We start from the raw sequence: 12973 nt of genomic DNA, 5'->3' as shown, positions 1-12973 counted from the left end.
GGGCGCCACTTTCACGTGGCCCCCCTTTTGCTTCATGCAGAAAACGTGATGAATTAACGGCGGGCTTCGGTCAGATCGCTCGGCATGGTGCCTTGCATACTGTGCCAAATGGCACCGCTGTCTTTACCGTAGTTACGCACGCAGTCCATAACCTGATCGTAGGATTTCTCATGGCACAGAGTCGACAGCTTGCTGTAGAAGGCCAACGCCAGCTTGCGTGATTCCGGGTTGGAGAAGTAGTAACGGCCAACGCGCGTATACAAGCCTTTCAGTCCGTTGAAGATCAAACCGTAAATCGGGTTGCCGGAAGCAAACGCCAGACCGCGGAAAATCTCGTAATCCAGCAGGTTGAAGGCATCCGCCTGATCTTCCACTTGGGTGGCTTTCGCCAGCACTTCCTGAGCCTGCTCAGGATGATTGCGCACCGCGGCGCGAATAAAGATTGAGGCGATATTGGTACGCACGGACAACAGATTGTCGATCAGTTGCGGGACGCTTTTATGATCGAGACGCGCCAGAGTCTCAAGAATATTGAGGCCGGAAGTTTCCCAGAAATTGTTTACTTTGGTCGGTTTGCCATGCTGAATGGTCAGCCAGCCATCGCGGGCCAGACGTTGTAAAACTTCACGTAACGTGGTGCGCGTGACACCAATCAGTTCTGAAAGCTCACGCTCCGCGGGCAAAATAGAGCCAGGGGGGAAGCGATTATTCCAGATACTCTCGATAATGTATTCTTCCGCGAAACCGGCAGGACTCTGCGCCTTTATGACCATGTTTTTGACGTTCCGTTGCGACGATAATCAGTAATAGTAATCGGCTGATCATACCAGATCGCTCCAGCATGACATAGCGTGAGCGAAAAACATTAAACGAAAGTGTGCATAAAGTGGCAAAAATTGTGCAAAAACACCGCTTAGTGGAAACTTCTCTTCGTAAAGCAAGGCCCTATTGCCTCCGCCCCGGCGGCATTGTTAGGGTAATATGCAACAACGTATTTTCAGGACATGTAACGCAAAATGGAAACAACCTTACGCAGTGCCCTGGTGAAGAACTTTCTCGGACATTCACCTAACGGCTATAAATTGGCCATCATCGTTTTCTTATTGGTCAATCCGCTGGTTTTCTTCCTGGTCGATCCTTTTATCGCCGGTTGGCTGTTGGTTATCGAGTTTATCTTTACCCTGGCGATGGCACTGAAGTGCTATCCACTGTTGCCGGGTGGCCTGCTGGCGATTGAAGCGGTGCTGATTGGCATGACCAGCCCCGCTCGCGTGAGCGAAGAAATTGCCCATAATCTGGATGTGCTGCTGCTGCTGATCTTTATGGTGGCAGGCATCTACTTTATGAAGCAGTTGCTGCTGTTCGTGTTTACCAAGCTGCTCCTCAATATCCGCTCGAAAATGCTGCTTTCGCTGGCGTTCTGCCTGGCCGCAGCGCTGCTGTCCGCCTTCCTGGATGCATTGACGGTGGTCGCTGTGGTGATCAGCGTCGCCACAGGTTTTTACTCGATCTACCACAACGTGGCGTCTAACCGGTCAGACGGTCATAGCGATGTCGGTGACGACAGTGAACTGGCAAGTGACGAGCACAAGCAAACGTTGGAGCAGTTCCGCGCCTTCTTGCGCAGCTTGCTGATGCATGCCGGCGTCGGTACCGCGCTGGGCGGCGTAATGACCATGGTGGGGGAACCGCAGAATCTGATTATCGCCAAAAGCGCCGGCTGGGGATTTACCGATTTCTTCCTGCGGATGGCGCCGGTTACCCTGCCGGTGATGGTTTGCGGTCTGCTGCTCTGCCTGCTGCTCGAACGCTTTGGCATTTTCGGTTACGGTGCCAAACTGCCGGAACGCGTGCGTGAAGTGCTGAAAGAGTTTGACCGCCAGGCCACCGCAGGACGCAGCAAACAGGAGCAGCTCAAGTTGGTGGTCCAGGCGCTTATCGGCATTTGGCTGGTCATAGCGCTGGCCTTTCATCTGGCGGAGGTTGGTCTGATAGGCCTGTCGGTGATCATTCTCGCCACCTCCCTGTGTGGCGTAACCGACGAGCACGCTATCGGCAAGGCATTCCAGGAAGCGCTGCCCTTTACTGCCCTGCTGACGGTATTTTTCACCGTGGTCGCGGTGATTATCGAGCAACATCTGTTCAGCCCAATCATCCAGTATGTCCTGCAGGCGGAACCCTCTTCGCAGTTGGCGTTGTTTTATCTGTTTAACGGCCTGCTGTCGTCGGTCTCCGATAACGTGTTCGTCGGGACGGTTTACATCAATGAGGCGCGCGCCGCGTTCAACAGCGGAACAATCTCTCTGAAGCAATTCGAGATGCTGGCAGTCGCCATTAACACCGGTACCAACCTGCCCTCGGTCGCCACGCCGAATGGCCAGGCTGCATTCTTGTTCCTGCTGACGTCCGCATTGGCGCCGCTGGTGCGCTTGTCCTATGGGCGAATGGTGTGGATGGCTTTGCCCTATACTGTGGTATTAACCCTCGTTGGGCTGCTGTGCGTTCAGTTTACTCTGGCGCCAATGACCGACCTGCTGACCCAGTGGCATTGGCTGACGTTGCCTTCGATCGAAGCCGCAGTGCATTAACCGTGCTAACCCACTCTGTTGCCAGCGACTATTTTTGTGCTGAATCCGGCCCAGGTGGCTGGCAGCGGGAGTGAATTGGTTTACACTGCCAGTTCAATTGCTTACTGCATGGAAGAATAAATATATGTTGCAATTCTTTAACCGTTGCTCGCAGGGGCGCGGTGCTTGGCTGCTAATGGCCCTGACTGCGCTGGTGCTGGAATTAGTCGCACTCTACTTTCAGCACGTAATGCTGCTGCAACCCTGTGTGATGTGCATTTATGAACGCTGTGCGCTGTTTGGCATTCTCGGCGCTTCGTTGATCGGTGCCATCGCGCCGAAAACGCCGCTGCGCTATGTCGCTATCCTGCTGTGGATTTACAGCGCCTGGGAAGGCGTGCAGCTGGCATGGAAACACACCATGATCCAACTGCATCCTTCACCGTTCAATACCTGTGATTTCTTCGTCAGTTTCCCGTCCTGGCTGCCGCTGGATAAATGGCTGCCGGCAGTGTTCCACGCTTCCGGTGACTGTTCGGTGCGCCAATGGCAGTTCCTGTCGCTGGAAATGCCGCAGTGGCTGGTGGGTATCTTCGCGGCCTATTTGCTAATCGCCATCGTCGTGCTGATCGCGCAGTTTGTCCGACCGCGTCGCCGTGACCTGTTCGGCCGCTAAATGCGGCATTGCGGTATTAATGAAAACGGCGCCTCAGGGCGCCGTTTTACATGGGATTGCTTGTGATTTTCAGAGGTAACCCGACGTCAAGTATGCGTAAGGTAATAAACGAGCACTATCAGTGCCCCAGCTACGGCAAACAGTCGTATCATTTTCATTATTGTACTCTCGGAACTTGGCGTGAGAGCGGTCAAGCTACCTAATATCACAACGATAAAGAAGCGTTCAGGCGAGATTTGGCGGGTAATTTACATAACATTAAGTTTGAAGGGCATAGCGCGTTAATCGCAGAGGCAATACATTGCCCAATCGCCTCCGGGCACCGAGACACTGCGGGGGATGTTTTGTACTCATCACGCTCATACAAAAAAACTCATCATAGTGATGCATTATTGCATCAATATTCTGATGAACTTAAGCCAAAAAATCCTTATAGTAACCGCATGTTGTATCACCGATTTCCCTGGTGTTGTTGTGTGTCTTGCCCCTCTCTCTTTGCAGGGGCTTTTTTCTTTATCTCGCCCAGCTCGGCTTGTTCAAGATATGATCCTGCCAGTCCACCACTTCACTCTCACGCACCGCAATATGCCGCACCGTAATACGCTCACCGTGCATAGCTGCCTTGGAGCCGCTAACCAGCGGGTGCCATGAAAACAGCGGTTTGCCTTCGCCAATCAGGCGATACGCACAGGTAGGTGGTAACCAGTCAAAGGTGGTCAGATTTTCGCGCGTCAGTTTGATGCAATCTTCTTCCAGTTCGAAGCGGCGCTCATAGTTGCGGCACTGACACGACTTAATATTCAACTGATTGCAGGCTACGTTGGTGAAATAAATCTCGTCGGTATCTTCGTCGATCAGCTTATTCAGACAGCATTGCCCACAACCGTCGCACAGCGACTCCCACTCTTGCTCTGACATTTCCGCCAGCGTTTTTTGTTGCCAAAAAGGGGTTTGTGACATATTCGCGTCCGGTATAGGTAAATGAATAGATAACCTGCGCACAGGTTTTGAGGGTGCACTATATAGATATTTCAGTCGAATGGAAAGACTAAAAACACAATATAATCATAATGATAACGAAAGTTTAGCTTAAAAAAAACGCTATTTAAAACAATGACGTCCAACATTGGGCAACCGGAATATCAAGGCGTTGCCGGCTTTGTCTAACGGGAAAACCGCTCCCATCCCTCAATTATACGTACAAATTACAGACCCATCACCTTTTGGTTTCTGCCGTTTGACACCGCCAGCCTCCCCTGAGGCAATGCTCGGATTCTTCTCATATAGCATGTTATGCCTCCCGACTCGCCATAATGCTGCTATGTTTAATGTTCGCCTTTAGAACAGAGATAAGGAGCTAAACATGTTTGGAAAAGCAGAAGATAAGGTCAATGAAGCTGCTGGCGCTGTTCAGGAAGCCTTCGGTGAGGCGACAGATTCGCCGGAACACCAGGCCAAAGGTGCAGCCCGCAAATACGCCTCTCAGGCCAGTTATGCGGCTCGTGACGCGGCAGACACCGTGCGGACTCAGGTTGAGTCCAACCCGCTTGCCGGCGTCGCCATCGCCGCCGCTGTCGGTATCGTTTTCGGTTTCTTGTTGGGCCGTAAGTAATCAGGTAACCGATCCAAATACCGACAAACAAAAGGCCCTTTAAGGGCCTTTTTCGTTTTCGTTAGTCACGATTTTAAATCACGCGGGTGCTCAGTGATTTGCCGTTAAGCGTAACTTTCAACATGTCGCCAGAACTCATCGGGCCGACGCCCTGCGGCGTGCCGGTAAGAATGATATCGCCCGCGCGCAGCGTGAAGAAACGGCTCATATAGCTGATCAGCGGCAATATTGGGGTAATCATATCGCGAGTGTTGCCCTGCTGACGCAATTGGTCATTTACCGTCAGCGACAGTTCGGCATTTTGCGGGTCGCCAAACTCCGCCACCGGAATGAAACCGGAGATCGGGCAAGAGCCGTCAAAACCCTTGGCTTTTTCCCAGGGTTGCCCAGCCTTCTTGAAACCCGCCTGCAATTCGCGCAGCGTCAGATCGAGCGCCACACCATAACCGGCGATAGCGCGAGCTACGCGATCTTCATTCGCTTGCTTTAACGGCGTACCGATAAGCACGGCCAGCTCCACCTCATGGTGCACCGACCCAAACTCTTTAGGGATCGCCACCGGCTGGCGAATGTCGCACAACGCTGTTTCAGGTTTGATAAACACTACCGGCTCTGCCGAGGCCGCACTGCCCATTTCCTTAATATGATCGGCGTAGTTACTGCCGACGCAGACCACCTTATTAACCGGGAAATCAAGTAGTGAACCCTGCCAGTCTCTATGTTGATACATACCGCCTCTCCCTACAATCATGTAGGGGCTTAGCATGCTAAGCCCGTTATTCCACCCTCTGGTGGGGTACCGTAGCGCTAACCTATTGCCCGATACCGTCAGCCATCATACCCACAGCAATCGCAAAATAGTAAGAGCGATTCCAGTGCATGATGGTCCGGAAATTATCATAAACCAGAAATGCGCGGCCCTGCATGTCATCCGGTGTGATAACCCAACTTCGCAGGGTTGAGTGCGGAAGCGCTGAACCGTCAGGCCGCCGCACGCCGCGTTTTTGCCATTCGTTCACGCTACGAGCCTGACGATCTTTCAACCCCAGGCTATCGACGCCGAAACCGGCCGGCAACATCACTTCCCTGCCCCAGCCAATGCCGCGTTGCCAGCCCTCGCTCGCCAAATAGTTGGCGGTAGAAGCGAACACGTCGTCAGGATTGTTCCAGATATCAATGCGGCCATCGCCGTCGCCGTCCGCCGCATAGTTCAGGAACGAAGTCGGCATAAACTGACATTGGCCCATGGCACCGGCCCAGGACCCTTTTAGCTGGGTACTGCTGGCATGGCCCTGCTCCACGATCTGCAGCGCCGCCATCAACTGTTGGGTAAAGAAGGTTTCACGCCGGCCTTCAAACGCCAGTGTGGCCAGAGCTGAAATGACATCTTCATGGCCCTGAATCTTGCCGAAAGCGCTTTCCATTCCCCACAGCGCCACGATATAACGCCCAGGGACGCCGTAGTGCGCGGTGACGCGTCTTAGTTGCGGTCGATATTGCCGGGACAGAGTTCGGCCTTGCTCGATTTTGGCGGGAGGCAATACGCGTTTAAGGTAATCATCCAGCGTGATTTTCTTTTCCGGTTGATTGCGATCGGCCTTGATTACACGGTCGACAAAATGCACGTTGGCGAAAGCGCTGTCGATGGTTTTCTGACTAATTCCCTGTGCCAACGCCTGACCTTTCAACTGCTCTACATAGGCCGGAAATTGCGCCGGATCGCGGCCGATTTCAGCCAATGTGCCCGCAACCGCAGTTGTCGGCGCAGGCGCGCCCGACGGAGCAACCTGAGCCGCCGTCTGTTGACAGACGCCGCATCCCAGCGCCAGCAGGGTTGATGCCGCTACTATCGCCGACAATTTCATCACAGGGCTCCTTAGCCGTTTTAGGGGGCTGACTCAGCCAGGCCCCTGCGCGCCAGCGGTGATTATTTTTTATCCTCTGACAAATGCCGGTTCAATAAATTTTCCACTGGCGGCGGGAATTGCAGATAAAACCCTTCTTCTTTCAAGGCTTCTTTCACTTTCTCAATATCCGCCGAGGCTAACTTTTCCCGTCCTTCGAGGGAAAGTACCATCGCCAATTGCGGCGTGCCGAAACTTTTCATCAGATCTTCCGGCACTCGGGAGAAATCGTCTTTTTTTTCGACATAAAGATAAGTTTGATCCCGTTTTGGGCTTCTATAGATCACACAAAGCATTTTTTTAACTCTATTTAATTGGGGCAGCGTCTTGCCTGGATATAACTCTGACTATAACATGCTTATAGTACATCGGAATATCGCACCCCGATTGGTATTCCGGGGATTTAAAGTTGCTGAGACTGAGTCAGGATAGATGTCACAATCGCCAATTGAGCTAAAAGGCAGCAGTTTTACCCTATCGGTTGTTCATTTGCATAATTCGGAACCCGAGGTAATTCGTCAGGCGTTACTGGAAAAAGTGGAGCAAGCGCCCGCTTTTTTGAAAAACGCCCCTGTTGTTATCAACGTTGCAACGCTGAACGGCGATGCAAACTGGAAAGAACTTCAACAGGCTGTCACGGCTGCGGGTCTGCGCGTTGTTGGCATCAGCGGTTGCAGAGATGAGCGTCAGAAACGCGCTATAACCCGTGCCGGGCTGCCGTTACTGAACGAAGGCAAAGGCCAGAAAATGGCCGCCCCGGAACCGGCCCCTGCGCCTGCCCCGGTGGTGGATATCAACGCCCCTGCCAAGACGCGAATCATCAGTGCCCCTGTTCGTTCTGGCCAACAAATTTATGCCCGCAACTGCGATCTGATCGTGACCAGCAGCGTCAGTGCCGGGGCCGAATTAATTGCCGACGGCAATATTCACATTTACGGCATGATGCGCGGTCGTGCGCTGGCCGGCGCTTCAGGGGATACGCAGTGCCAGATTTTTTGCACGCACCTGGGTGCTGAGCTAGTCTCTATCGCAGGGCAATACTGGTTGAGCGACCAAATCCCGTCCGATTATCTCGGGCAGGCAGCACGGCTCAGCCTGTTGGATAACGCTTTAACCATACAACCTTTAAATTAAGCCCTTTTGACAAGGAATCCATTTCATGGCACGCATTATTGTTGTTACATCGGGTAAAGGGGGCGTTGGCAAGACCACTTCAAGCGCGGCCATCGCTACCGGCTTAGCCCAAAAAGGCAAGAAAACCGTCGTGATCGATTTCGATATCGGTCTGCGGAACCTTGACCTGATCATGGGCTGTGAACGCCGGGTGGTGTACGATTTCGTCAACGTGATTCAGGGTGACGCCACGCTGAATCAGGCGTTAATCAAAGACAAACGCACTGATAACCTTTATATCCTGCCGGCTTCGCAAACCCGCGACAAAGACGCACTGACCCGTGAAGGCGTTGAGAAAATCCTCAACGATCTGGGCGAGATGAATTTTGATTTCGTGGTCTGCGACTCTCCAGCCGGCATCGAAACCGGTGCGCTGATGGCGTTGTATTTCGCCGATGAAGCGGTGATCACCACTAACCCGGAAGTCTCCTCGGTACGTGACTCTGACCGTATCCTGGGTATCCTGTCTTCTAAATCCCGTCGCGCTGAGAAAGGCGAAGCTCCTATCAAGGAGCACCTGCTGTTGACCCGTTACAACCCGGGCCGCGTCAGCCGTGGCGATATGCTAAGCATGGAGGACGTGCTGGAAATTCTGCGCATTCCATTGGTCGGTGTTATCCCGGAAGACCAGTCCGTGCTGCGCGCATCTAACCAGGGTGAGCCTGTTATTCTTGATATCGAGTCAGATGCCGGTAAGGCCTATGACGATACCGTTAGCCGCTTGTTAGGAGAAGAACGCCCCTTCCGCTTCATTGAAGAAGAGAAGAAGGGCTTCCTGAAACGCCTTTTTGGGGGATAAACCATGGCATTACTAGACTTCTTTCTGTCCCGCAAAAAACCGACAGCCAATATAGCCAAGGAACGGCTGCAAATTATCGTCGCAGAGCGTCGTCGTGGGGACAGTGAGCCCCATTATCTGCCTGATTTAAAACGCGATATTCTGGCGGTAATTTGCAAATACATTCAAATCGACCCCGAAATGCTGCACGTTCAGTTTGAGCAGAAAGGGGATGATATTTCGGTACTTGAACTCAACGTGACATTACCGGAATCGGAAGAAGCAGCTAAATGATTGCGACGCATTAATTACCCCCTGTATATTTTTTACAGGGGGTAACTGTATGCACATCCAGTTATTGAGATAAAAAACACCCATTAATCGTTTTTTCGCCTTTGGGATTAATCTCAATTAATGTTGCGCCACGGTTGTTTAAAGTAAATCCTGCCGAAAAATATTTTCTTCGATTATTTATCACGAATAACCAGAGCAGCGTTTCCTTACCCTGCCCCGATTTTTCTACCTACCGATTAATAATTTTTCAGAATGTCCTGAAGTGGTGACGCTAATAAATCACCGCGCCAACCGCTGACTAATTCCGGCAGGCTATCGCCGCTTTTCAATTTCCAGTGCCAGTTCAGCAGTTGGTTAATCTGCCTGCGCGATGCCAGCAACTCACTGCTTAACCCGCTTTGTTCACTGACAATAACGATCGCCGCTTTGATATCTTTGAACACTTTCTTATAACCCGGTTGGTCGATCAGGTTGGACAACGGTGCCGGCAGTGCCGTTTCGTCCAGCTCGCTGGCTTCGGCCACCAACGCCAACAACGTCTTGCCGTGATAACGAATTTCCGGGCCGCTCAGGCCAAGCGAATCCAATTCCCCCAGCGAAGTTGGCATATGGCGCGCCACCTGCCAGAGATTTTCCTCGCGTACCACGAAGTTGACCGCCAAATCACGCTCACGCGCCTGGCGCAGCCGCCATTCCGCCAGCTTCTGCAAACAGCCCAGTTGGCGCGGACGCAACTGCCAGGCGTTGGTGATTTCACGGTAGGCCAATTCCGGTGCCAGCGACTCGCTGCGGCGCTGACAGAGCAGCAGACACTCATTGGCCGCGGCGGCAGTCCAACCGGCGTCTTCGGTTTCCTGCACCAGTTGCTTGGCCATCGGCAGCAGATAGAACACATCGGCAGCGGCGTATACGCACTGTTTTTCCGTCAGCGGGCGCGCCAGCCAATCGGTGCGGGATTCGCTTTTATCCAGATCTACCTGCATATACTCCGTCACCAGGGTCGCAAAACCACAAGACAGCGGTCGGCCGGTGAAGGCTGCCAGTATCTGGGTGTCGACCATTGGAGTCGGTAGTGTTTTGAACGCATTCAGGAACACCTCGAGGTCTTCACTGCCGGCATGCAGGAATTTCACAATTTGGGTATCGCTCAGCAGATCGATAAACGGCTGCCATTGCTTGATCGGCAAGGGATCGATCAGGGAGAGTTGTTCACCGTCGTATAACTGAATCAGGCCTAACTGCGGATAGTAGGTGCGCGTTCTGACAAATTCGGTGTCCAACGCAATCTGGGCATGGTTTCTCGCCTGCTCGCAGACCTGCTGCAATCCGGCATCGGTAGTGATCAACTGATAGTTCAAAACGTCATTCTCTTGGTCGCTTTCGTGATTCAAACACAACAACGCCGGCATTCACCGGCGTTGTTGATCTGTAAGGCGTGGATGATAACCTAGGCAGCATCGGCCGCAGGCGGTTTTTTCTGTTCATCACGCAGTTCTCGCCGCAAAATTTTACCGACGTTAGATTTCGGCAGCTCGTCGCGGAACTCAACAATTTTAGGCACTTTATACCCGGTCAGGTAGCGGCGGCAATGGGTCAACAGCTCTTCCTTGGTCAGAGAGGCGTCTTTCTTCACCACGCAAATCTTGACCGTTTCACCGGAGACGTCATTCGGCACGCCAATTGCCGCGGATTCCAGCACCTTCGGATGCTGGCTGACCACATCTTCGATCTCATTCGGGTAAACGTTAAAACCGGAAACCAGAATCATGTCTTTCTTGCGGTCGACCACGCGTACAAAGCCCGACTCGTCCACTGTAACGATATCGCCGGTTGCGAGCCAGCCCTCTTTTAACACTTCATCAGTGGCGTCCGGTCGCTGCCAGTAGCCTAACATAACTTGCGGTCCTTTAACCCACAGTTCACCCGGTTCCCCCACCGGCACATCGTGCCCATTATCATCCACCAGCCGAATATCGGTGGAAGATACCGGCAGGCCGATGCTGCCGCTGTAGTGCGTCAGATCGTGCGGGTTACAGGTGACCAGCGGCGCACATTCCGTCAGGCCGTAACCCTCAAGCAAATGTCGACCGGTGACCTTCTCCCATTTGTCCGCAACCGCCTTTTGTACCGACATCCCGCCGCCGACCGAGAAACGCAAAGTCGAAAAATCCAGCTTGTGGAACTCTTCATTATTGAGCAGCGCATTAAACAGCGTATTGACGCCGCTGATAGCGGTGAAGGGATATTTGGCCAGCTCTTTCACCAACCCCGGAATATCGCGCGGGTTGGTAATCAGCAAATTGCGCCCGCCCAACTCGAGAAACAGCAGGCAATTCACCGTCAGCGCAAAAATATGGTACAGCGGCAGTGCAGTGACTATCAACTCCTGGCCATCGCGGAACAGCGGCCCGTAGGCGGCGTTGCACTGCGCCAAATTGGCCTGCATGTTGCGGTGCGTCAGCATCGCGCCTTTCGCCACGCCGGTGGTACCGCCGGTATATTGCAGGAACGCCAGATCGGAATTGATGATGCCAGGTTTGACATACTGCAAGCGGCGTCCACGCTGCAAAGCGCTGCGGAAAGAAATCGCGGCAGGCAGATGGTATTTCGGCACCAGTCGTTTAATGTATTTCACCACGAAGTTAACCAACGTGCCTTTGGCGGTGGAGAGCTGATCGCCCATACGCGTCAGGATCACGTGTTTTACCTGGGTATTGAACACCACTTTTTCCAACGTGTGAGCAAAGTTGGAGACGATTACGATGGCGCTGGCGCCACTGTCATTCAGTTGGTGTTCCAGCTCGCGCGGCGTATACAGCGGGTTAACGTTTACCACCACCATGCCGGCGCGCAAAATGCCGAATAGCGCGATCGGATACTGCAACAGGTTTGGCATCATCAGTGCAACGCGATCGCCCTTCTGCAAGCCCAGCTCATTTTGCAGGTAAGCGGCGAAGGCCCGACTGCGTTCTTCCAGCTTACGGAAGGTCATCATCTCGCCCATGTTAATGAAAGCCGGTTGATCGGCATAGCGCTGAACCGCATTTTCAAACATTTCGACCAAAGATGAATAACGATCGGCGTCGATCTCTGCCGGAACATCTGCCGGGTAACGTTTTAACCAGACCTTATCCAAGGTATTACTCCTGAAATCATTGCTCATTATCATCGCAGCCCCCAAAAACGCAGCCAAACCATAACAATATTTTAACTCAGCAGACCAGTTTGAGTTTTAAACATTATTCAGGTTGCGATATACATCACTAATTGGCGGTATTTCCCTGTGCCAAAAGAAAAGGCGGCCGGAGCCGCCCTATTAAAATTTGTTGACCTGAAGTAAAAGCCTACTCGGTAACGATGGTTTGCACCTGCGCCGGACCAGGATTGTACCAGCCGTATCCTACCCCCCAACCCGGGCCCCAGGTACCGCTACGCCAGCCCCATGGTCCCATCGGGGCCGGTGGCATCATCACCTGCTGGGTCAAGCGCCAGCGCTTGTAACCGGTAGCGTTCATCGTAACGAACTTGTACTGCGTCGTGCCGATCTTGCCTTCTTTCACGCCGGTGATTGGTCCGACAACGGTAACCAGCTGCCCCTTAAAATCGACTGGCTCCAGAAAACCGTTAACCGTGGCCAGCAAACGGCCCCGCGACGGCTCGCCCAAAATCGGCCGGGCACCTGAATCGAGCGGCACCGCCGCGATCTCCAGTACCGTGTGCCCCTGCTCGTTAGCGACGTTTACTACGGTGCCGCCAAATCGGGCTTCAGCTCCGGCAAACAGATTGGGCGCATTCTGCACCGAAGATAGTTGCTGCACCGGCGTTGCCGTACTGCCTTTAATCGCATCCGGTACGGTTACGCAACCTGACAATGCCAGCGCGCCGCAGGCCATGGCCAGCAGCGACATGTTGTTACTTACAGTGCGGGTTAACATCGTCGCAATCTCCTGAAATGATTGTAACTTTGAC

The 12973-nt window shown here is 53.0% G+C and carries 14 protein-coding genes; 6 read left to right on the top strand and 8 right to left on the bottom strand.

Going from position 1 to position 12973, the window contains the following annotated elements:
• Positions 1 to 53 precede the first annotated feature (53 nt).
• A complete protein-coding gene (gene fadR, locus QZQ97_RS03985) occupies positions 54 to 773 on the bottom strand; it encodes a fatty acid metabolism transcriptional regulator FadR (RefSeq protein WP_311992346.1) in 720 nt (239 codons plus the stop codon).
• A 243-nt stretch (positions 774 to 1016) separates the two neighbouring features.
• On the opposite strand from fadR, the gene nhaB reads away from it, so the two are divergent.
• Positions 1017 to 2588, top strand: a complete 1572-nt coding sequence (nhaB, locus tag QZQ97_RS03980) for a sodium/proton antiporter NhaB (protein ID WP_311992345.1) — start codon at positions 1017 to 1019, stop codon at positions 2586 to 2588.
• A gap of 124 nt (positions 2589 to 2712) precedes the next feature.
• Entirely contained in the window at positions 2713 to 3243 is a 531-nt protein-coding gene (gene dsbB, locus QZQ97_RS03975; protein ID WP_311992344.1) for a disulfide bond formation protein DsbB, read from the top strand.
• A 513-nt stretch (positions 3244 to 3756) separates the two neighbouring features.
• Here the strand turns inward: dsbB and QZQ97_RS03970 are convergent.
• Positions 3757 to 4203 (bottom strand): YcgN family cysteine cluster protein, encoded by a 447-nt coding sequence (locus QZQ97_RS03970; RefSeq protein WP_065506309.1) that lies wholly within the window; start codon positions 4201 to 4203, stop codon positions 3757 to 3759.
• 403 nt (positions 4204 to 4606) lie between these two features.
• Here QZQ97_RS03970 and QZQ97_RS03965 point away from each other — a divergent pair, with 403 nt between their 5' ends.
• Positions 4607 to 4855 (top strand): CsbD family protein, encoded by a 249-nt coding sequence (locus QZQ97_RS03965; RefSeq protein WP_311992343.1) that lies wholly within the window; start codon positions 4607 to 4609, stop codon positions 4853 to 4855.
• A 73-nt stretch (positions 4856 to 4928) separates the two neighbouring features.
• Here the strand turns inward: QZQ97_RS03965 and QZQ97_RS03960 are convergent, their stop codons facing one another.
• The 3 genes from QZQ97_RS03960 to QZQ97_RS03950 all read right to left on the bottom strand — a co-directional run bounded on the left by QZQ97_RS03960 (position 4929) and on the right by QZQ97_RS03950 (position 7055).
• Entirely contained in the window at positions 4929 to 5585 is a 657-nt protein-coding gene (locus tag QZQ97_RS03960) for a fumarylacetoacetate hydrolase family protein (RefSeq protein ID WP_311992342.1), read from the bottom strand.
• Positions 5586 to 5667: 82 nt separating this feature from the next.
• Positions 5668 to 6720, bottom strand: a complete 1053-nt coding sequence (locus tag QZQ97_RS03955) for a lytic murein transglycosylase (RefSeq protein ID WP_311993867.1) — start codon at positions 6718 to 6720, stop codon at positions 5668 to 5670.
• Positions 6721 to 6782: 62 nt separating this feature from the next.
• Positions 6783 to 7055 carry a YcgL domain-containing protein gene (locus tag QZQ97_RS03950; protein WP_065506311.1) on the bottom strand — a complete coding sequence of 91 codons (273 nt, stop codon included), beginning with the start codon at positions 7053 to 7055 and terminating at the stop codon, positions 6783 to 6785.
• Between the two features lie 136 nt (positions 7056 to 7191).
• Between QZQ97_RS03950 and minC the strand changes: the two genes are divergently transcribed.
• Genes minC through minE form a run of 3 tightly spaced genes read left to right on the top strand, consistent with a single transcriptional unit; the run spans position 7192 to position 9004 of the window.
• On the top strand, positions 7192 to 7893 hold the full coding sequence (minC, locus tag QZQ97_RS03945) for a septum site-determining protein MinC (RefSeq protein ID WP_212556303.1): 702 nt from the start codon (positions 7192 to 7194) through the stop codon (positions 7891 to 7893).
• 25 nt (positions 7894 to 7918) lie between these two features.
• The gene (gene minD, locus QZQ97_RS03940) at positions 7919 to 8731 is read left to right on the top strand and encodes a septum site-determining protein MinD (protein ID WP_013813311.1); all 813 of its coding nucleotides are present in this window, start codon (positions 7919 to 7921) and stop codon (positions 8729 to 8731) included.
• 3 nt (positions 8732 to 8734) lie between these two features.
• Positions 8735 to 9004, top strand: coding sequence for a cell division topological specificity factor MinE (minE, locus tag QZQ97_RS03935; protein WP_004945472.1), 270 nt, complete (start codon positions 8735 to 8737; stop codon positions 9002 to 9004).
• A 236-nt stretch (positions 9005 to 9240) separates the two neighbouring features.
• Here minE and rnd read toward each other — a convergent pair whose 3' ends face one another.
• From rnd to QZQ97_RS03920, 3 genes are all read right to left on the bottom strand, one after another.
• On the bottom strand, positions 9241 to 10362 hold the full coding sequence (rnd, locus tag QZQ97_RS03930; protein WP_311992341.1) for a ribonuclease D: 1122 nt from the start codon (positions 10360 to 10362) through the stop codon (positions 9241 to 9243).
• A gap of 89 nt (positions 10363 to 10451) precedes the next feature.
• Complete coding sequence (fadD, locus tag QZQ97_RS03925; RefSeq protein ID WP_311992340.1) at positions 10452 to 12140, bottom strand: long-chain-fatty-acid--CoA ligase FadD; 1689 nt, start codon at positions 12138 to 12140, stop codon at positions 10452 to 10454.
• 208 nt (positions 12141 to 12348) lie between these two features.
• Positions 12349 to 12939, bottom strand: a complete 591-nt coding sequence (locus tag QZQ97_RS03920; RefSeq protein WP_311992339.1) for a Slp family lipoprotein — start codon at positions 12937 to 12939, stop codon at positions 12349 to 12351.
• Positions 12940 to 12973 lie beyond the last annotated feature (34 nt).

It is taken from the genome of Serratia sp. root2 (assembly GCF_031931805.1).
GTDB classification, from domain to species: domain Bacteria; phylum Pseudomonadota; class Gammaproteobacteria; order Enterobacterales; family Enterobacteriaceae; genus Serratia; species Serratia inhibens.
Note: the sequence above shows the minus strand (reverse complement) of the source record. Positions and strands in the feature narration are given on the sequence as shown.